This is a genomic window from Streptomyces sp. NPDC058683, assembly GCF_042716195.1.
In the GTDB taxonomy this organism is placed as follows: domain Bacteria; phylum Actinomycetota; class Actinomycetes; order Streptomycetales; family Streptomycetaceae; genus Streptomyces.
The window spans coordinates 82,727-100,903 of record NZ_JBHXSK010000006.1 but is presented as its reverse complement, the minus strand read 5'-3'; the positions used below and the strand labels follow the sequence as shown (position 1 = coordinate 100,903).

19 protein-coding genes are annotated in these 18,177 nt (G+C 71.4%); 9 read left to right on the top strand and 10 right to left on the bottom strand.

Annotated features, from left to right (window positions below; all coding sequences use genetic code 11):
* Window positions 1–8 precede the first annotated feature (8 nt).
* The 4 genes from ACFWXC_RS08630 to ACFWXC_RS08615 all read right to left on the bottom strand — a co-directional run bounded on the left by ACFWXC_RS08630 (window position 9) and on the right by ACFWXC_RS08615 (window position 3,372).
* Window positions 9–1,370 (bottom strand): cytochrome P450, encoded by a 1,362-nt coding sequence (locus ACFWXC_RS08630; protein WP_384475173.1) that lies wholly within the window; start codon window positions 1,368–1,370, stop codon window positions 9–11.
* Between the two features lie 33 nt (window positions 1,371–1,403).
* Window positions 1,404–1,595, bottom strand: a complete 192-nt coding sequence (locus ACFWXC_RS08625) for a ferredoxin (RefSeq protein ID WP_384475169.1) — start codon at window positions 1,593–1,595, stop codon at window positions 1,404–1,406.
* Window positions 1,596–1,630: 35 nt separating this feature from the next.
* Window positions 1,631–2,491 (bottom strand): mycofactocin-coupled SDR family oxidoreductase, encoded by an 861-nt coding sequence (locus ACFWXC_RS08620; RefSeq protein ID WP_384475166.1) that lies wholly within the window; start codon window positions 2,489–2,491, stop codon window positions 1,631–1,633.
* Window positions 2,492–2,556: 65 nt separating this feature from the next.
* Window positions 2,557–3,372 (bottom strand): NAD(P)-dependent oxidoreductase, encoded by an 816-nt coding sequence (locus ACFWXC_RS08615; protein ID WP_384475163.1) that lies wholly within the window; start codon window positions 3,370–3,372, stop codon window positions 2,557–2,559.
* 283 nt (window positions 3,373–3,655) lie between these two features.
* Between ACFWXC_RS08615 and ACFWXC_RS08610 the strand changes: the two genes are divergently transcribed.
* Genes ACFWXC_RS08610 through ACFWXC_RS08600 form a run of 3 tightly spaced genes read left to right on the top strand, consistent with a single transcriptional unit; the run spans window position 3,656 to window position 5,867 of the window.
* Window positions 3,656–4,870: a CaiB/BaiF CoA transferase family protein gene (locus ACFWXC_RS08610; RefSeq protein ID WP_384475160.1), complete on the top strand. Its 1,215-nt coding sequence runs from the start codon at window positions 3,656–3,658 to the stop codon at window positions 4,868–4,870.
* A 35-nt stretch (window positions 4,871–4,905) separates the two neighbouring features.
* Window positions 4,906–5,112 carry a hypothetical protein gene (locus tag ACFWXC_RS08605; RefSeq protein ID WP_384475157.1) on the top strand — a complete coding sequence of 69 codons (207 nt, stop codon included), beginning with the start codon at window positions 4,906–4,908 and terminating at the stop codon, window positions 5,110–5,112.
* On the top strand, window positions 5,109–5,867 hold the full coding sequence (locus ACFWXC_RS08600) for an SDR family NAD(P)-dependent oxidoreductase (RefSeq protein ID WP_384475154.1): 759 nt from the start codon (window positions 5,109–5,111) through the stop codon (window positions 5,865–5,867). The genes ACFWXC_RS08605 and ACFWXC_RS08600 overlap by 4 nt, the downstream gene beginning before the upstream one ends.
* A gap of 110 nt (window positions 5,868–5,977) precedes the next feature.
* On the opposite strand, the gene ACFWXC_RS08595 is transcribed toward ACFWXC_RS08600, so the two are convergent.
* Window positions 5,978–6,697, bottom strand: a complete 720-nt coding sequence (locus tag ACFWXC_RS08595; protein ID WP_384475151.1) for an enoyl-CoA hydratase/isomerase family protein — start codon at window positions 6,695–6,697, stop codon at window positions 5,978–5,980.
* Between the two features lie 116 nt (window positions 6,698–6,813).
* On the opposite strand from ACFWXC_RS08595, the gene ACFWXC_RS08590 reads away from it, so the two are divergent.
* From ACFWXC_RS08590 to ACFWXC_RS08575, 4 genes are read left to right on the top strand one after another with little or no spacing between them, the layout of a single operon-like run.
* On the top strand, window positions 6,814–8,349 hold the full coding sequence (locus ACFWXC_RS08590; protein WP_384475148.1) for an AMP-binding protein: 1,536 nt from the start codon (window positions 6,814–6,816) through the stop codon (window positions 8,347–8,349).
* 38 nt (window positions 8,350–8,387) lie between these two features.
* Window positions 8,388–9,566, top strand: a complete 1,179-nt coding sequence (locus tag ACFWXC_RS08585) for an amidohydrolase family protein (protein ID WP_384475145.1) — start codon at window positions 8,388–8,390, stop codon at window positions 9,564–9,566.
* A gap of 1 nt (window position 9,567) precedes the next feature.
* Entirely contained in the window at window positions 9,568–11,013 is a 1,446-nt protein-coding gene (locus tag ACFWXC_RS08580; protein ID WP_384475142.1) for a FadD3 family acyl-CoA ligase, read from the top strand.
* Between the two features lie 52 nt (window positions 11,014–11,065).
* Window positions 11,066–11,332 (top strand): hypothetical protein, encoded by a 267-nt coding sequence (locus ACFWXC_RS08575; protein WP_384475139.1) that lies wholly within the window; start codon window positions 11,066–11,068, stop codon window positions 11,330–11,332.
* A gap of 191 nt (window positions 11,333–11,523) precedes the next feature.
* Here the strand turns inward: ACFWXC_RS08575 and ACFWXC_RS08570 are convergent, their stop codons facing one another.
* On the bottom strand, window positions 11,524–12,690 hold the full coding sequence (locus ACFWXC_RS08570; protein ID WP_384475136.1) for an acyl-CoA dehydrogenase family protein: 1,167 nt from the start codon (window positions 12,688–12,690) through the stop codon (window positions 11,524–11,526).
* A gap of 94 nt (window positions 12,691–12,784) precedes the next feature.
* Here ACFWXC_RS08570 and ACFWXC_RS08565 point away from each other — a divergent pair, with 94 nt between their 5' ends.
* Together ACFWXC_RS08565 and ACFWXC_RS08560 are read left to right on the top strand one after the other, a co-directional pair.
* On the top strand, window positions 12,785–14,275 hold the full coding sequence (locus ACFWXC_RS08565) for a class I adenylate-forming enzyme family protein (RefSeq protein ID WP_384475133.1): 1,491 nt from the start codon (window positions 12,785–12,787) through the stop codon (window positions 14,273–14,275).
* A 4-nt stretch (window positions 14,276–14,279) separates the two neighbouring features.
* A complete protein-coding gene (locus ACFWXC_RS08560; RefSeq protein ID WP_384475130.1) occupies window positions 14,280–15,044 on the top strand; it encodes an SDR family NAD(P)-dependent oxidoreductase in 765 nt (254 codons plus the stop codon).
* Between the two features lie 69 nt (window positions 15,045–15,113).
* On the opposite strand, the gene ACFWXC_RS08555 is transcribed toward ACFWXC_RS08560, so the two are convergent.
* From ACFWXC_RS08555 to ACFWXC_RS08540, 4 genes are read right to left on the bottom strand one after another with little or no spacing between them, the layout of a single operon-like run.
* Complete coding sequence (locus ACFWXC_RS08555; protein ID WP_384475127.1) at window positions 15,114–16,322, bottom strand: amidohydrolase family protein; 1,209 nt, start codon at window positions 16,320–16,322, stop codon at window positions 15,114–15,116.
* Window positions 16,323–16,372: 50 nt separating this feature from the next.
* Window positions 16,373–16,495 carry a hypothetical protein gene (locus tag ACFWXC_RS08550; RefSeq protein WP_384475124.1) on the bottom strand — a complete coding sequence of 41 codons (123 nt, stop codon included), beginning with the start codon at window positions 16,493–16,495 and terminating at the stop codon, window positions 16,373–16,375.
* A gap of 5 nt (window positions 16,496–16,500) precedes the next feature.
* Complete coding sequence (locus ACFWXC_RS08545; RefSeq protein WP_384475121.1) at window positions 16,501–16,830, bottom strand: hypothetical protein; 330 nt, start codon at window positions 16,828–16,830, stop codon at window positions 16,501–16,503.
* Between the two features lie 17 nt (window positions 16,831–16,847).
* Window positions 16,848–18,134 (bottom strand): SRPBCC family protein, encoded by a 1,287-nt coding sequence (locus ACFWXC_RS08540; protein ID WP_384475118.1) that lies wholly within the window; start codon window positions 18,132–18,134, stop codon window positions 16,848–16,850.
* Window positions 18,135–18,177: the final 43 nt, after the last annotated feature.

The following is an 18,177-nucleotide window of genomic DNA, read 5'->3' as shown; positions in this document are numbered from 1 at the left end:
ACTCCCTTTCAGCCGGTGGTCCGGTCCCGGCCCGGCCGTACGGTCACCGGCTCGGCGAGGCGCTGTTCGTCGCAGGCCTTCTGGAGGGTCGCCAGTGTCTCGTCGAGCGAGGGGCCGAGGCGTTGGCCGGGGGTGAAGGCCGCCGGGAGGTGGCGCATGCCCTGGATGGTGCCGATGGTCTCGTAGTGGACGGTGCCGTCGGGGTCGCAGCGGTAGTCCGGCATCCGGTCGAGGACGGCCGTCGCCATCCGCTTGAACACCGCACGGGCCACGTTCGAGCCGATGCAGCGGTGGATGCCCAGGCCGAAGCTGCTGTGCCGGTTGCCCTTGCGGTCGAGGTGGACGCGGTCGGGGTCGGGGAAGACGGCGGGGTCCCGGTTGGCCATCGCCCAGGACAGCCACAGGCGTTCGCCCTCCTCGAACCGTTGCCCGGCGATCTCGCAGTCGGCGGAGATCGTGCGGCCGTCACCGGGAGCCGGGGCGAAGAAGCGCAGGAACTCCTCGGTGGCCGGGTCCAGCAGGGTTTCCCGCTCCCGGCTGAGCCGCTCCCGCTCACCGGGATGCTCGGACAGCCACTCCAGCGCGTGCGCGGTGAGCGCAGTGGTGGTGTCGAAGCCGCCGCCGATCAACAGGGCCAGTACGCCGACCAGCTCCTCGTCGGGCGGGGTCCTGCCGTCGATCTCCGCGCGGACGAGGGCGTCGATGAGACCGGGCCTGGGCTTGTCACGGATCTCCAGGAGCGCCGTGTACAGGCCGCGGCCCATGTGGCGGCTCAACTCCACGACCCGGGGCATGTCGGGTGAGCCGGGCGGGGTGTAGACGGAGGCGTGCGCCGGTTCGTTGTAGACCGTCCAGTCCGCGATCGGGATGCCCATCATCGCCAGGGTGAGGACGGCCGGGACGATGTTGGCGAGATCGTCGACGAAGTCGATACGGCCGTCCTCGACCCGCTCGTCGAGGCAGGCGCGGACCACCTCGTCGACGAAGGGGATCCAGCGGGCGACGGCCGCCGGGGAGAGGTACGGGTTGAGGGTCTGGCGGTAGTGGCGCTGGCCGGGCGGGTCCATCTCCAGGAACCCGCCCCGTGCCTCGCGGGCGCGGGGCGGCGCGGGGATGGTGATGCCCTTGTATCCGCGCCGTTCGCCCTTGACGTCGTGGTCGTTGGAGAGGAACTCGGCGGACCGGGCCAGTTCGAAGACCTCGCGGTTGCCGCTGGCGACCCAGTGGCCGCCGTGGGCGTCGGTCCAGGCGATGGGGCATGTGCCGTGCAGTTCGTGGGTGATCTCCTCGAACCGGTGGCGGTACTGCGGGGTGTGCCGGTCGAAGTGCACCCGGTGCTTCTTGCGTTCGTCGTCGCCTGCCTCGCTCATGGCTCTGCCCTCCTTTCGGCGGAGTCGGCCGGCTCAGAAGAGCCGGATGGCCCGTTCGGGGCAGGAGTGCGCGGCCTCCCGGACCGGCTCCTCCTGGTCGGCGGGGACCTCTTCGGCCACGGCCGAGGAGTGGCCGTCGATGTCGTCGAGCTGGAATGCCTTCGGAGCGATCATCGCGCAGAGCGTATGGCCCTGGCAGCGCTCCGGATCGACCCGGACCTTCACGGTATGCCTCCCTGCTGAGCTGGGGTTTCGTGCGTTCAGCGGCGCCAGTCGTACCACTTGAGGTAGCCGCCGGCGTCCACCCGCAACTGGGTGCCGGTGATGTAGCGGGCCTCGTCGGAGGCGAGGAAGAGCAGGGCGTTGCTGATGTCGCGGGCTTCGACGTAGGGGACCGGCATGGCCTGCTGCACGGCGAAGGACGGCTCGGCGTCCTCGCGGGTGGGATGGGCTAGGTCGGGCCGGAAGGACTCGTACATCGACTCGTTGTGCAGCATGCGGGTGTCGACGTTGGTGGGGTGCAGGACGTTGGCGCGCCGCTGCGACGGGGCGAGGTTGCGGGCGAGTTCGTGGATGTACTCCGACAGGGCCCGCTTGGCGAACGCGTAGCCCGCGCCGCCCGGGTTGGAGCCGGGGGTCTCGACGATGCCGTGGTCCATGAGGGCGGCGGTCGAGCCGGTGGCGATGACGGAGGCGCCTTCACGCAGGTGCGGCAGACAGACCTGGACGGTGTTGATGGTGCCGATCAGGTCGACGTCGATGGCGTCGCACCAGGCCTGCATCCTGGGTTCGCCGCGCAGCGGGGCGATACCGGCCTGGGCCACCACGATGTCCACTCCCCCGAGTTGCGCCAGGCCCGCCTCCAGGGCGTCGCGCAACTGGGCGGTGTCGCGTACGTCCGCCTGGCGGGCGACGATCCGCCGGCCCTGTTCCTCGACCAGGCGGACGGTCTCCTTGAGGTCCTCGGGGGTGGCCATCGGATAGCGGACCGTCTCGAAGTCGCGGCAGATGTCCACCGCGATGATGTCCGCGCCCTCCTCGGCCAGGCGTACGGCGTGGCTGCGCCCCTGACCCCGGGCGGCGCCGGTGATGAACGCGACCTTGCCCTCGACTCGTCCCATGGGCGGTGTCCCTTCTTCCGTGGTGGTTCTCCGGTCCGCGCGTGGCTGCTCTCCGGCGGGCGGTGTCAGCCGGTGCCCGACGGGGCGAGGAGGTCGGTGAGGGCGTCGAGGGCCGGGGCGAGGGCGCCGAGATCGGCGCCGAGTTCGCCGGCGACCGTGCGTACGACGTCGAGGTCCTTGCCGAGGAACTCCCTTGTGGAGCGGGCGAATGCGGCGACCGCTCCGCGCCGTACGGCCCCGCCGAGCGCGCGGCTCGATGCGCTGCCGTGGGTGAGGGCGTCCAGCAGGAGCGGCTCGTCGAGGCCCAGCTCCCGGCCGAGCCGGGCGGCGTGGGCGAGCAGTCCGATGTGGGCCGCGAAGACGGTGTTGTTGACGAGTTTGACGCGCTGGCCGGCGCCGAGCGGGCCGACGTGCAGCACCGGGTCGCCGTAGGCGCGCAGGACGGGCCGGATCCGGGCGACCGTGTCCTGGGCGCCGCCGACGTAGAGGGTGATCCGGCCGGCCGCCACGTCCGGCGGACCGCCGCTGACCGGTGCGTCGACGACGCCGATACCGCGGGGCGCGGCTTGATCCTGGATCGCCTCGGCGGTGCCCGGGCTCCCGGTGGTGTGGACGACGAGGGTGCTGCCGGCCGGCATCGCGCCCAGCAGCCCGCTGCCGAGGCACACCCGGCGGACCTGTTCGTCGGTGCGGACGCACACCAGCACGGTGTCGGCGCCGTCGCCGACCCGCGCGATCTCGTGGACGACCTCGGCGGGTTCCCCGGCGAGGGCGAGGCGGGTCTCGTCCGAGCGGCCGACGACGCACACCTGGTGACCGGCCTCGGCGAGCCGGCGCACCATGGGCAGGCCCATCCGACCGGCTCCCACGACTCCGATCACAAGAATCCCCCTTCCGGATGCGAGAACCATACTTTCACCGAACGGCACCCGGAAGTCCCCAGTAACGACTTTGTGTCACGGCGCGACAGATGCAGGAGTACGGTTCCCGGGTGGTGCCCTTCAAGCCGTCCGCCGGTATGGTTCTCAAAATCGAGAACTCAATTTCCGTCGGCGGGGAGGCAACGGGACGCCCCTGCCGAACAGGGCGCCGGCCGCTTGCCGGCTCCGCGCGCCGTCTTCTGGAGGAGTTCATGGAGCGCAGGTTCTTAGGGGAAGTGGCCGGATGAGCGGCGACGGCCCGCTGACCGGGATACGGATCCTGGAAGTGGCGATGTACGGGTTCGTCCCGTCCGCCGGTGCCGTGCTCGCCGACTGGGGCGCGGACGTGGTCAAGGTCGAGCACGCGGTCAACGGCGATCCGCAGCGCGGGCTGCGGCAGACCGGCACCTTCAAGGTGGAGGGCGATCCCAACCCCAACGTCGAGCACGCCAACCGGGGCAAGCGCAGCATCGGCCTGGACATGGCGCGGCCGGAGGGCCGGGAGGTGCTGTACGAGCTGGCCCGGCGCGCGGACGTGTTCCTGACCAGCTTCCTGCCGTCGGCGCGGCGGCGGTTCGGCATCGACGTGGACGACATCCGCGAGGTCAACCCGCGGATCGTGTACGCACGGGGCAGCGCGCTCGGCCCGCGGGGCGGGGAGGCGGACAAGGGCGGGTACGACATGACCGCGTTCTGGGCCCGGGCCGGTACGGCGGCCAGCCTCACGCCGCCCGGCACTCCCGGCATGATCCCGCCGCCCGGACCGGCCTACGGGGACACGATCTCGGGCACCAACCTCGCCGGGGGCATCGCCGCGGCCCTGCTGAAGCGCGAGCGCACCGGCGAATCCTCGGTCGTGGACGTCTCGTTGCTGGGCAGCGGCGTGTGGGCGCTGGGACACGGGATCGCCCTCTCGCTCCGGCTCGACCGGCCGATGGTCGCGCCGCCCACCGGATCGCACGGCTCCCCCACCAACCCGCTGTCCGGGCTGTACCGCACGGCCGACGACCGCTGTCTGGCGTTCGTGATGATGCAGCCGGCCAGGTTCTGGGCGGACGTGTGCCGGCACATCGGGCGGCCCGAGCTGGCGGCGGATCCGCGGTTCGCGACCGCCGAGCTGATCGCCGCGCACACCGAGGACGCCGTCGGGATCCTGCGTGAGGTGATCGGCGCGGGCACGCTCGCCGAGTGGACCGAGCGGTTCGCGACGCTGGCCGGGCCGTGGGCGCCCGTGCAGGACTCCCTCCAGGTCGGTTCCGACGCGCAGGTCCGGGCGAACGAGTACCTGGTGCCGGCCGGGGAGCTCGAACTCGCCGCGAATCCGGTGCAGTTCGACGTGACCGCACCGCGACTGAGCCCCGCCCCGGAGTTCGCGGCGCAGACCGAGGAGGTCCTGCTGGAGCTGGGGCTGGACTGGGAGCGGATCCTGGCGCTGAAGGACGCGGGGGCCGTGACCTAGCCGCACGCCGACCGGAGCGAAGGACGTGACCGACCTTGCCGCAGCGAGAGAAGGGCCGCACCCCCATGCCCGTCACCGTCACCGAACCCACCCCCACCACCGGCGTCGAGATCACCGGGCTCTCCGGGAGCCGGCTGGTCGACCGGGGCGTCGCGGAGGAATGTCCGGCCCTGCCCTACGGCCCGGCAGCCGCCCGGCTGATGCACCGCACCTCGCTGCTCGGCGAGGAGGCGGTCGTATGAGCGAGCGACGCACGGCGATCGTCACCGGCGGCGGTTCGGGCATCGGACGCGCCATCGCCCAGCGGCTCGCCGAGGACGGCTTCGCCACCGCCGTGCTCGACCTGGACGCCGAGTCGGCCGAGCGGGTCGCCGACGAGTCACGGCACAAGGGTCACCAGGCGGTCGCCTTCGGGGGCGTCGACGTGTCCGACCGGGGGCAGGTGGACGCGGCGGTGCGGCGGGTCCGGGACACGCTGGGCGGGCCGGTGCTGGTGCTGGTCAACAACGCCGGGGTCAGCGGCTTCGGCCCCTTCCTGAAGATCACCGACGAGACCTGGGACCGGATCCTGGCCGTGAACCTCAACGGCCCGTTCTACCTCTGCCAGGCGGTGGTGCCCGACATGCGGGAGGCCGGCTGGGGCCGGATCGTGAACATCTCGTCGTCGAGCACGCATTCGGGACAGCCGTACATGGCGCACTACGTGGCCTCGAAGGCGGGTCTCGTCGGCCTCACCAAGTCCCTGGCCCTGGAACTCGGCCCGTCGGGCATCACGGTGAACACCATCCCGCCCGGCTTCATCGACACGCCGATGCTGCGCTCTTCGGAGGAGCGGGGTCTGCTCGGCGGGTCCGTGGACCATCACGCGGAGCTGACACCGGTACGGCGTCCAGGGCGCCCGGAGGACATCGCGGCCGCGTGCTCGTTCCTGGTGTCCGAGGAGGCCGGGTACATCACCGGGCAGGTGATCGGGGTGAACGGCGGCCGGAACACGTGAGGTCGGCACGGGGACCGCGGGTGACGCACCCGTCGCGTCCGCACCGGCGCTCCCGTCCGCCGCGCACCCGATGATGTCGCGGTGGCGATACGGGCCCGGGGCCGGGCAGGTCACCTGCCGCGGTTCAGCACGCGGTCCGCGGCCTCCCAGTGTGCGTCGGCGGCCCACAGCCGGGCGAAGGCGCGCACCGCCTCGTCCGCCGAAGTGCCGCCGCCCACCACGCGCTTGATCTCCGCGGCGGGGCCGGTGGCGAGGGAACGCGCCAGCGAGCGCCATTCGGCCTCGAAGGTGGCGCGCGGCACCACCCGTTCCACCAGTCCGAGCCGCTGCGCCTCGGCGGCGTTCAGTACGGCGCCGGTGCCCGCGAGCATCAGGGCCCTGCCGCGTCCGACCAGGGCGGCGAGCCGCTCGGCGCCGCCCCAGGCGGGCATGATCGCGAGGGTCACCTGGTTGAACCCGATCCTGATGCCGTCGGCCGCGACCCGGATGTCCGCGGCGACGGCCACCTCCGCGCCACCGCCCAGGGCGTGGCCGTTGAGGGCCGCGACGACGGGGGCGGGAAAGCCGGCGATCCGGTCGCAGACGCCCCGCATCCGCCGGGCCATCGCCGCCGCCTGGTCCTCGGTGCGCACCGCGGCGAGTTCCTTGAGATCTCCCCCGGAGACGAACGCCCGGTCCCCCGCTCCCCTGATCACCAGCGCCCGCGCACCCGCCGCCGCGTCGAGCGCCTTGTCCAGCTCGTCCATCGTGGCGAGCGAGATGGCGTTGCGGGCGTGGGGGCGGTCGATCGTGAGGACGGCCAGGCCGTCGTCCAGTTCGAGGTCGATCACATGATTCCCCTCAGCGGATATTGGCATTCTCCTCCAGCGAGAATAGCGTATGCGCTGCTGATCGCCGCAAGCCCGATACCTCGAAGAGCCGCCCGTCGCAGTGGAGGTAGCCGCAGATGCGAAGGATCCCCGTGGAGTTGGCCGAGCGTTACGAGGCCGAGGGGTGGTGGACCAGGGAGACGATCGGTGAGCTGCTGACCCGGGGTCTGGCGGCGGCGCCGGACACCGAGTTCCGGGTGCACTCCGCCGCCCGGCCCTGGACCGGCACCTTCCGGGACGTCGAGGAGGTCGCGCGCAGGCTCGCGGGCGGGCTGCGGGAGCGCGGGGTGGGCCCCGGCGACACGGTGGCCTTCCAGCTGCCCAACTGGATGGAGGCCGCCGCGGTGTTCTGGGCCTCGGCGTTCCTCGGGGCGGCGGTCGTCCCGATCGTGCACTTCTACGGCGGCAAGGAGGTCGGCTACATCCTGGACTCCGCGCGGCCGCGCGTCTTCGTCACCGCCGAGCGGTTCGGCCGGCTGGAGTTCCGGCCAAAGCTGTGCGCGGACGTGCCGGTGGTGGGCGTGGTGGGCCGGGACTTCGAGGAGCTGCTGAGCGACGAACCGCTGCCGGAGTCACTGCCGGCCGACCCCGCCGGCCCCGCCCTGATCGCCTTCACCTCGGGTACCACCCGCGACCCGAAGGGTGTCGTGCACAGCCATCAGACCCTCGGCCACGAAACCCGCCAGCTCGCCGCGAGCTACCCTCCCGACCGCGGCAGCCAGCTCACCGCCGCCCCCGTGGGCCACTTCATCGGCATGGTCAACGCGTTCCTGATCCCCGTCCTGGACGGCACCCCCGTCAACCTGACCGACGTCTGGGACCCGGCCGCGGCCCTGCGGCTGATGACGGGCCACGGACTCCACATCGGGGGCGGCGCGCCGTACTACGTCACCAGCCTCCTCGACCACCCCGACTTCACCACCGGCCATCTGCGGTATCTGCGCTACGCGGGGCTCGGCGGCGCGTCCGTCCCGGCGGCCCTCACCACCCGGCTGGCCGGCCTCGGGATCCGGGTGTTCCGGGCGTACGGCAGCACCGAGCACCCCTCGATCACCTCGTCCCGGCACGACGCCCCCGAGCCCAAGCGGCTGTTCACGGACGGCACCACGCTGCCGGGCGTCGAGATACGGCTGGCCGGGGACGGCGAGATCCTGAGCCGGGGCCCGGACCTGTGCCTCGGCTACACCGATCCGGCCCTGACGGCCCGGGCGTTCGACGCGGAGGGCTGGTACCGCACCGGCGACACCGGCGAGCTGGACGGCGACGGCTATCTCACGATCACCGGCCGCAAGGCGGACCTGATCATCCGGGGCGGCGAGAACATCAGCGCGGTCGAGGTCGAGGAGGTGCTCCTCACGATGCCCGGTGTGGCGGAGGCCGCGGTCGTGGCCGCCCCGGACACCCGGCTCGGCGAACACGCGGCGGGGTTCCTGCGCATGCTGCCCGGCCACCCGCTGCCGGGCCTGGCCGAGATGCGCGCCCACTTCGAGCGGGCGGGGCTGGCGCGGCAGAAGTGGCCTGAGGAGTTGCACGAGGTGGACGAGTTCCCGCGGACGGCGAGCGGCAAGGTGCAGAAGTTCCGGCTCCGGCAGGACATTGCCACCCGTACCTGAAGAGAATACGATTCTCTAAATTCGCAAAGGAGGGTCTCATGTCGTCGCGTGCGCTGCCGTATCCGCTCTTCGACGCGGACAACCACCTCTACGAGACCGAGGAGGCGCTGACCAAGTTCCTCCCGAAGCAGTACGCGGGAGCCATCGAGTACGTGCAGGTCCGCGGCCGTACGAAGATCGCGATCCTCGGCCGGATCAGCGAGTACATCCCGAACCCCACCTTCGAGGTGGTCGCCCGCCCCGGCGCGATGGAGGAGTACTTCCGGGTGGGCAACCCGGACGGCAAGACCCGCCGGGAGATCTTCGGGGAACCGATGCGCTCGATCCCCGCCTACCGCGAACCGGGCCCGCGCCTGGAGCTGCTCGACGAACTCGGCGTGCAGCGCACCCTGATGTTCCCGACGCTCGCGAGCCTGATCGAGGAGCGGATGCGGCACCACCCGGAGCTGATCCACGCCGTCATCCACGCGCTCAACGAGTGGCTGCACGAGACCTGGTCGTTCAGCTACAAGGACCGCATCTTCACCACCCCGGTGATCACCCTGCCGATCGTCGAGAAGGCGATCGCGGAACTCGACTGGGCGGTGGAGCGCGGCGCGCGGGCGATCCTCGTCCGGCCGGCCCCGGTGCCCGGGTACGGCGGCTCGAGGTCCTTCGCCCTCGAGGAGTTCGACCCGTTCTGGAAGCGGGTCGTGGAGACCGGCGTGCTGGTGGCGATGCACTCGTCCGACAGCGGGTACTCCCGGTACGCCAACGACTGGGAGGGCACCACCGCCGAGATGCTGCCGTTCAAGTCGAACGCCTTCCGCCAGGTGAGCGAGTGGCGGCCGATCCAGGACGCGGTGGCGTCCTGGGTGTGCCACGGCGCACTGTTCCGCTTCCCGGAACTGAAGATCGCGCTGATCGAGAACGGCTCCTCCTGGGTGGCGCCGCTGCTCGACCAACTCGCCGACGTCCACAAGAAGATGCCCGAGCAGTTCCTCGGCGACCCGGTGGCGGCGGTCCGGAACAGCATCCACGTCAGCCCGTTCTACGAGGAGGACCTGGGCGAGCTGGTCGACCTGATCGGCGTCGACCGGGTGCTGTTCGGCTCGGACTACCCGCACCCGGAGGGGCTGGCCCAGCCGACCTCGTACGTCGACGCCATCCAGGGCCTCAGCCGGTCCGACCAGGCGAAGATCATGGGCGGCAACCTGTCCCGGCTGATCCCTGCCTGACATGGCCCCTCGCAGGACGTGGGAGACCATCCCCCGGATGGTGCTCAGCGCGGCCGACCGCTTCGGTGACGCCGAAGCGGTCGTCGACGGCCCGCTGCGCCTCACCTTCGCCCAACTCGCCGAGCGGGTACGGGCGGCGGCGGGCGCCTTCGCCGCGCTGGGGGTCGGCAGGGGCGACCGGGTGGCGGTCTGGGCGCCCAACTCCGCCGAGTGGATCGTGGCCGCGTTCGGGCTGCTGACCGCCGGCGGGGTGCTCGTCCCGGTCAACACCCGGTTCCAGCAGGCCGAGGCGCACGACATCGTCGTACGCAGCGGAGCCAGGGCGGTGCTGGTCCAGCAGGGGTTCCTGGGACGGGAGTTCGACGGGCCGCCCGGCGTGCCCGTGATCGACCTCAAGTCCGGCTTCCTGGCGGCGGGTTCGCCGTTCGAGAGGCAGGTGAGCGCCGACGACGTGGCGGACATCGTCTTCACCTCGGGGACGACGGGCCGCCCCAAGGGCGTGCTGATGACACACGCCCAGACGCTGCGCCTGTACGCGGAGTGGTGCGACCTGGCCGATCTGCGCGAGGGCGACCGCTACCTGATCGTCAACCCGTTCTTCCACATCTTCGGCTACAAGGCGGGGTGCATCGCCTCCCTGATCCGGGGGGCCACGATCCTGCCCGTGCCGGTCTTCGACGTGGACCGGGTGCTCGATCTGGTCGAACGGGAGCGGGTGACGATGCTTCCCGGGCCGCCCACCCTCTACCACTCCCTCCTGGAGGCCCGGGCGAAGGGCGACCGGGACCTGTCCTCGCTGCGGTGCGCGGTCACCGGCGCGGCCGACATCCCGGTCGACCTCATCCGCCGGATCAGCGACGAGCTCCCGTTCCGGTCGATCATGACCGGCTACGGCCTCTCGGAGGCCGGCACGGTGACGGCGTCCCGCCCCGGTGACTCCTTCGAGGACATCGCGACGACCGTCGGCACCCCCTGCGACGGCGTGCGGATCCGCATCGCCGACGACGGGGAGGTACTGGTACGCGGCTACAGCGTGATGCGCGGCTACCTGGACGACCCCGAGGCGACTGCCGAGGCGATCGACGGGGACGGCTGGCTGCACACCGGCGACCTCGGAAGCCTGGACGAGCGCGGGCACCTGAGGATCGTGGGCCGCAAGAAGGACATGTTCCTCGTCGGCGGTTTCAACGCCTATCCGGCCGAGATCGAGGGCTTCCTGCTCGGCCACCCCGCGGTCGCCCAAGTCGCGGTGATCGGCGTGCCGGACGCGCGGATGGGTCAGGTCGGCAAGGCGTTCGTCGTCCGGCACGGGCCGGTGACCGAGGCGGAGCTGATCGCCTGGAGCCGTGAGCGCATGGCCGGGTTCAAAGTGCCGCGGTCCGTGGAGTTCCGAGAGGAGTTGCCGCTGAACGCCACGGGCAAAGTGATGAAGGACCACCTGCGATGAAGGCGGACGGGAACCACGACCGGGAACCGTCCTCGGAGAACGGAGATCTCTAGTGACGACGAACCCCGCTACCGATGCGACGGCGGATCTGTCACTCGCCCGGCTCGAACGCCTCGACGAGGAGATCATCGCGCTGCTCGCCCGCCGCCGCGCGATGGCCCAGGAGCTCCCGCCCCCGGCCCGCGCCCGCGCCGCCGACCCGGCCTTCGCGGAGACCGTACGCGGCATCACCGGCCGCTACCGCCGGGAACTGGGCGGCGCCGGGGAACTCGTCGCCCGCGCGGTCATGGTGCTGTGCGATCCCAGCCGCGAATCCTGAAGAAAGCTTCCTCCGGGCCCGGGCGCGCAGGCGCCCGGTCCTTTCGGGCACCCGGCCGAAGCCCGCGTCCGCCCTGACGCGGGCTTCCTGCTGCCCGCGGGTGCCTGGCCGGCCGCCCGACCGGTGCGTACCGAAGCCGCCCTCGGCACATCGGGGGAACGCGACTGACGGGCGGCCGCGGGCTGGTCGGGTCAGTACGACCTGGGCAGTCCCAGCACGTGCTGGGACACGTAGTTCAGCACCATCTCCTGGCTGATGGGCGCGAGCCGCAGCAGCCGTGCCTCACGGAAGTACCGCTCGACGTGATACTCGCGGGCGTACCCCATGCCGCCCAGCGTCTGCACAGCCCGGTCGGCGGCCTGGAAACCGGCGTCGGCGCAGAGGAACTTGGCCATGTTGGCCTCGCGGCCGCACGCCAGCCCCCGGTCGTAGCGCCAGGCGGCGTTACGGGCCATCAGACGAGCGGCGTCCAGTCGGGTGAGGGCTTCCGCGAGCGGGAAGGCGATGCCCTGGTTCTGGCCGATGGGACGGCCGAAGACGACCCGGTCGCGGGCGTACCGGGTGGCCGCGTCGAGGGCGGCCCGGCCCAGCCCCAGGGCCTCGTGGGCGAGCAGGATGCGCTCGGGGTTGAGCCCGTCCAGCAGGTAGCGGAAGCCCTCGCCCTCCGCGCCGATGCGGGCGCCGGCTGGGACGCGCAGGCCGTCGATGAAGATCTCGTTGGACGCGACGGCGTTGCGGCCCATCTTGGGGATCGGCCGGATGTCCATTGCCGTCCGGTCGACGTCGACCAGGAAGACCGAGATGCCCTCGGTCGGCTTGTCCACCTGGTCGCGCGGGGTCGTACGGGCGAGGAGAACCATCTTCTGGGAGTCGCCCGCCTTGGTGATCCAGATCTTGCGGCCGTCGATGACGTAGTGGTCGCCGTCCCGGCGGGCGAAGGTGGCGATGCTGGTGGTGTCGGTGCCCGCGTCGGGTTCGGTGACGCCGAAGCAGACGTGCAGGTCTCCGGTGGCGGCGTGCGGGAGGACCTCGCGGCGGAGCGCCTCGCTGCCGTGCCGGGCCAGGACGTTGAGGCCGAAGATGGTCAGGTGCATGGTGCTGCAACCGTTCATGCCGGCGCCCGAGGCGGCCACCTCCTCCAGCAGGAGGGAGGCCTCCAGCACGCCGAGTCCGCCGCCGCCGTACTCCTCGGGGACGGCGATCCCGAGCCAGCCGGCCTTGGCGAAGGCGTCGTAGAAACTCCAGGGGAACTCGGCCCGTTCGTCCTGCCTGGCCCAGTAGTCGGGCCCGAAGGAGGCGGCCAGCTCGCGGACGCCCCGGCGGATGTCCTCCTGCTGCTCGGTCAGCTCGAAATCCATGTGGCCCCCTGACACACAGCACAGCTATGGAGAATGTAGTTTCCCCATACGTAGAATATCGTTCGCAGACGGGGAGTGGAAGAAAGGGTGTGCCGTGAACATCGCGATGCTGCTCGACATGGCCGTGACCGGCGATCCGGACCGGGTGGCGATCGGGCCGCGTGGCGCCGGGACCACCTGCGCGCAGCTGCGGCACAGCGCTGCAAAGGTCGCGTCTGCCGTCCATCGGTCCGGGGCACGGGAGTTGGTGTTCGTCGGGGTCAACAGCCCTGCCTTTCCGGTGCTGTTGTTCGGAGCGGCACTGGCGGGCGTACCGCTAGTGCCGGTCAACTACCGTCTTTCGGCGGAGGCGTTGACGGGTCTGCTGGAGCACACCGACAAGCCGCTGGTGGTCGCGGACGAGGACTTCGCGGGGGTGTTCGCCGGGGCGGGCCTGGAGGTGCGCAGTACCGAGGACCTGCTGGCCGAGGGGCTGGCCGCCGCGCCTGCCGAGGGTCTGGAGGGTGCGGCCGACGACCCGGCCGTGCTGCTGTTCACCAGCGGAACCACCGCCGCACCCAAGGCCGCCGTGCTCCGTCACCGGCACCTGACCAGCTATGTCCTGGGGACCGTGGAGTTCGCCTCCGCCGCCCCGGACGACACCGTCCTCGCCTCGGTCCCGCCGTACCACGTGGCCGGCGTCGGCTCCGTGCTGAGCAGTCTCTACGCAGGTCGCCGCATGGTGCACCTCGGCGCCTTCGCGCCGGAAGCCTGGCTGGAGCTGGTCCGTTGCGAGGGGGTCACCTCGGCCATGGTCGTACCGACCATGCTGGCCCGCCTCGTCGAGCACCTGGACGGCCGCCCGGCCGAGGTGCCGACGCTCCGGGCGCTCGCCTACGGCGGTGCCCGGATGCCGCACACCGTTTTGAAGGCCGCCCTGCGGGCCTTCCCCGGCACGGGGTTCACCAACGCCTACGGCCTGACCGAGACCAGCTCCACCATCGCGCTGCTGGGTCCCGACGACCACCGCGCCGCCCTGTCCTCCGGCGATCCAGCGGTGCGCGCCCGGCTCCGTTCGGCCGGCCGGACGGTGCCGGGCGTGGAGGCGCAGGTCCGGGACGCGGCCGGGGCCGTGCTGCCCGCCGGGGCCTCGGGCGAGCTGTGGGTGCGTGGTCCGCAGGTGTCCGGCGAGTACAAGGGGGCTGCCGCGCCGCTGGACGCGGAGGGCTGGTTCCACACCCGGGACCTCGCCCACTTCGACGACGCCGGCTATCTGTTCGTCGAGGGCCGTGCCGACGACACGATCATCCGCGGCGGCGAGAACATCGCTCCCGCCGAGGTGGAGGACGTCCTGCTGCGCCATGCCGCGGTGCGCGAGGCCGCCGTCGTCGGGGTGCCGGACGCGGAGTGGGGCGAGCGGATCGCGGCCTTCGTCGTCGTCCACGAGGGCTCGGCCGTCGACGCCGAGGACCTGCGCGGCTGGGTGCGTTCCCGGCTGCGCGGCTCCAGGACGCCGGACCTGGTCGTCTTCCGCGAGGAGTTGCCGTACACGCCCACCGGAAAGCTGCTGCGGCGCGAGCTGTTGACCCTGATACCGAAAGGCTGACGTCGTGACGTCCTTCGCGGAGCTTCATGATCTGACGGGCAAGGTGGCCGTGGTCACCGGCGGTTCGCGCGGTATCGGGCGGGCCATCGTGCGCATGCTGGCGGAGGCCGGCGCCGACGTGGTGATCGCCTCCCGGAAGGGTGAGGTGTGCCGGGCGGTCGCCGCGGAGGTACGGGCGTCGACCGGACGGCGGGCCGTCGGGATCGCCTGCCATGTGGGCCGCTGGGACGACTGCGAGCGGCTGGTCGCCGAGACGGTGGAGCAGTTGGGCGGCCTCCACGTGCTCGTCAACAACGCCGGGATGTCACCCCCGTACGAGAGTCTCGACGCTGTCGGCGAGGATCTGTACGACAAGACCCTCGCCGTGAATCTGAAGGGCCCCTTCCGGCTGGCGGTCCTCGCGGCGAAGCACATGGCGGACCACGGCGGCGGCTCGATCGTCAACATCGGTACGGCCGGCTCGCTGATGGCGAGCGTCCACGAACTGCCGTACGCCTGCGCCAAAGCGGGACTCAACGCGCTCACGGTGGGGCTCGCGGAGGCGTACGCCCCGAAGGTCCGGGTGAACGCCATTCTCCCGGGGCCGGTGCTCACCGACGCCCACAAGGAGTGGGCGGCGGAGGACTTCGACCCGTCCTTCGTGCCGCTGGGCCGGCTCGGGCAGCCGGACGACGTGGCGCCCCTGGCGCTTCACTTCGCCAGTGCCGCGTCCAGTTTCACGACCGGTGCGATCGTCCGGGTCGACGGCGGGATCACGCGGAAGGTCTGACCGCCGTACGGCATACGGGAGGGCGGCGGCTCCGGTCGGAGTCGCCGCCCTCCCGTCCCCCCGGCCCTTCTACTGTTCGACGCCCTCGTTCCGGTACACCTGGCCGCCCTTCATCACGAACCGCACGTCCTGGGTCACCCCGATGTCCGTCAGCGGGTCGCCGGGGACGGCGATCACGTCGGCCAGCAGGCCGGGTTCGAGGCGGCCCCGGTCATCGGCGGCGATCAGGTCGGCGGCGACGACGGTGGCGGCGCGCAGCGCGTCCAGCGGGCTCATGCCCCGGTCGACCAGGGCGAGCAGTTCCCGGGCGCCCCGGCCGTGCGGGATGGCGGGCGCGTCGGTGCCGACGGTGACCTTCACCCCGCGCCGGATCGCCCGAGCGGTGGACTCGCGGGCGCGCGGGAAGACCTCGGCGGCCTTGGCCCTCAGTTCCGGATCGGCCTGGGAGGTGTCCATGGCCTCGGTGAGACAGGTGGTCGCGACCAGGAAGGTGCCGCGTTCCGCCATCAGGTCGAGGGTGGCGTCGCTCGCGAGGAAGCCGTGCTCGATGCAGTCGATGCCGGCCTCGACGGCGGCCCGGATCGCGGTGTCGCCCATGCAGTGCGCCGCGACCTTCACCCCCGCCCGGTGCGCCTCGTCGACGGCGGCCCGCAGTTCCTCGTCCGAGTACTGCTGGGCGCCGGCCGGCCCGGTGTGCGACATGACGCCGTTGGAGGCGCACACCTTGATGACCCGGGCGCCGTACTTGAGCTGGTACCGGACCGCCTTGCGGACCTCCGCGACGCCGTTGGCGATGCCCTCCTCGACGGTGAGCGGCAGCACGCCGGGGGCGAACGCCTGGAACATGGTGGGGTCGAGATGCCCGCCGGTGGGCGCGACGGCGTGGCCGGCGGGCACGATCCGCGGGCCGTCGACCCAGCCGAGGTCGATCGCCTTCTTCAGCGCGACATCGAGGAGCACGCCTCCGGTCTGCACGAACAGACCGAGGTTGCGGACGGTCGTCCAGCCGTGCCGGAGGGTACGGCGCGCGTTGGCGACCGCGCGCAGGGTACGCACCGCCGGGTCCTCCTGGACCGGGATGAGGGGGCTGCGGTGGTCGGGGCCGCCGAGGAAGAGGTTGACCTCCATGTCCATCAGGCCGGGCAGGAGGGTGACGTCCCCGAGGTCGAGGACGACGGTGTCCGCCGGGATCGTCGCCGGGCCGACCGCGGTGATGTGCTCGCCCTCGATCAACAGGTCGCCCGGCTCGGCCAGTTCGCCCTTGTCGACGTCGAGCATGCGGGCGGCACGGAGTCGGACGGGGGGTTGCGGAGCGCGCGGCCTGGGCATCAGGCGCCCCCCTCGACGCGGACGACGCGGACGACGCGGACGACGCGGACGACGCGGACGGCACGGACGACGCGGACGGCACGGGCGACACGGACGGCACGGACCGCGCGAACGGCTCGCATCCGGCTCACACCGCCGGTTCGACGACGGCGTCGATGCTCGCCGCGCCCGTGTCGGGCACCTTGGGCCGGCGCCAGGCCTCGACCGAGAAGGCGACGGTCACCAGGGCGCAGAACAGCCACAGCAGGTGCTTGTCCGCCTCGGAGATGTCCGTCATGGAGACGTTCCGCAGGTACTCCGTGCCGGAGGCGAGCAGCGGGTACGCGGCGGCGTAGAAAGCGTCCAGCTCGTCCATGGTGCTGGCGATCCGCTTGGCGTAACGGGCCTTCTCGGTGGGAACCGCCCAGTCTGCGAAGGGTTCCAGCGCGGCGAACTCGGGGGGAAGGACGGTGGCCATCGTTCGGTCTCCTCGGGTCAGCTCGCGGCCGGGGCGCCGGAGGTGCGCTGCTGGTACTCGCGGACGTACTGCCGGGCGGTGCCGTGCAGATGGCGCAGCAGCACCTCCTGGTCGTTGAGCGGGAACTCCCCCACCGCACGCGACTCCAGCATGGTCTGGGTCGCCTCCAGGGTGTTGCCGTCCTGGAGTCCGTACTCCTTGAAGGAGACGACGGCCAGTTCCTGCTGGAGCCGCTGGAAGGCGTTCTCCGGCGGGACGAAGTAGCAGGTCGCCTCGAAGATGTGCGTGTTGTACGAGGTCGGCCAGTAGTGGTAGGTCAGCACCCAGTTCGGCCGCCAGATCAGCAGCATGAAGTTGGGGAAGAAGACGAACGAGTCCATGCCCCAGCGCGGGTCCCGGGTGGGGTTGACGGCCGGCGGGAGCTGCTCGGTCGTCAGGCCGATGTCGGGCGCCTCCCAGGGCCCGAACAGGCCGCTGCGCAGCGCGCCTTCGATGGGCTTGACCATCGTGCGGTCGTGCGGCGGGGCGATGCCTCCCCAGGAGGAGACCATGCTGTGCGGGCCGTCGATGTCGTAGTGCAGCGCCTCGTACCCGTACTTCTGGATCTTGCGGGCCTCCTCGGACACGTACTGGCCGGCGTGCAGGATCGGCGCGTGGTAGAACTCGGCGAACGCGTCGATGAACAGCTTCCAGTTGGCGCCGATCTCGGCCCGGTACCTGTGCGCCTGGGTCATCTTGTGGAACGGGTAGCCCTCGATGCCCTTGGCGAACTCGCCCAGGAACTCGCGCAGTTCGGTGGTGTTCTCGGGATCGAGGTTGACGAAGACGAACCCCTCCCAGACATCCGTCCGCACGCCCTTGAGTCCGTAGCGCGACTTGTCCAGGTCGAAGAACTCCTGCTCCTGCTGGACGAAGGACAGTCTGCCTTCGAGGTCGTAGCGCCAGGCGTGGTACTTGCAGGTGAACTGACGGCAGACCCCGCTGGTCTCCTCGCGCGGGAAGTCGTTCCACACGAGCTTGTTGCCGCGGTGCCGGCACACGTTGTGGAAGGCGCGCACTTCGTCGTCCATGCCACGCACCACGATGACCGAGGTGCCCGCCGCGTCCAGCTCCTTGGTGAAGTAGCTGCCGCGCTTGGGGAGTTGCTCGATCCGACCGACGTTCAGCCAGGTGCGCCTGAAGATGGCCTCCCGCTCCAGCTCGTAGTGCGCGGGCGAGATCGAGTCCTCGTACGACACCGGCTCCGTGTCGATCTTCAGGTGTGCCGTCCAGCTGCCCGCCTCGGGCTTCTTGAAGTGCGCCATGGGGTCTGGTCCTCCAGTCGCTTGTACGGAGGGGGCTCACGAT

Excerpts from the sequence above, each read along its gene's own strand:
- ACFWXC_RS08550 (WP_384475124.1), bottom strand. The coding sequence starts at position 16,495 with ATGCGAGCCGTTCGCGCGGTCCGTGCCGTCCGTGTCGCCCGTGCCGTC.
- ACFWXC_RS08630 (WP_384475173.1), bottom strand. The coding sequence starts at position 1,370 with ATGAGCGAGGCAGGCGACGACGAACGCAAGAAGCACCGGGTGCACTTC.
- ACFWXC_RS08600 (WP_384475154.1), top strand. The coding sequence starts at position 5,109 with ATGAGCGAGCGACGCACGGCGATCGTCACCGGCGGCGGTTCGGGCATC.
- ACFWXC_RS08555 (WP_384475127.1), bottom strand. The coding sequence starts at position 16,322 with ATGCTCGACGTCGACAAGGGCGAACTGGCCGAGCCGGGCGACCTGTTG.
- ACFWXC_RS08590 (WP_384475148.1), top strand. The coding sequence starts at position 6,814 with ATGCGAAGGATCCCCGTGGAGTTGGCCGAGCGTTACGAGGCCGAGGGG.
- ACFWXC_RS08545 (WP_384475121.1), bottom strand. The coding sequence starts at position 16,830 with ATGGCCACCGTCCTTCCCCCCGAGTTCGCCGCGCTGGAACCCTTCGCA.
- ACFWXC_RS08620 (WP_384475166.1), bottom strand. The coding sequence starts at position 2,491 with ATGGGACGAGTCGAGGGCAAGGTCGCGTTCATCACCGGCGCCGCCCGG.
- ACFWXC_RS08610 (WP_384475160.1), top strand. The coding sequence starts at position 3,656 with ATGAGCGGCGACGGCCCGCTGACCGGGATACGGATCCTGGAAGTGGCG.
- ACFWXC_RS08585 (WP_384475145.1), top strand. The coding sequence starts at position 8,388 with ATGTCGTCGCGTGCGCTGCCGTATCCGCTCTTCGACGCGGACAACCAC.
- ACFWXC_RS08540 (WP_384475118.1), bottom strand. The coding sequence starts at position 18,134 with ATGGCGCACTTCAAGAAGCCCGAGGCGGGCAGCTGGACGGCACACCTG.
- ACFWXC_RS08580 (WP_384475142.1), top strand. The coding sequence starts at position 9,568 with ATGGCCCCTCGCAGGACGTGGGAGACCATCCCCCGGATGGTGCTCAGC.
- ACFWXC_RS08570 (WP_384475136.1), bottom strand. The coding sequence starts at position 12,690 with ATGGATTTCGAGCTGACCGAGCAGCAGGAGGACATCCGCCGGGGCGTC.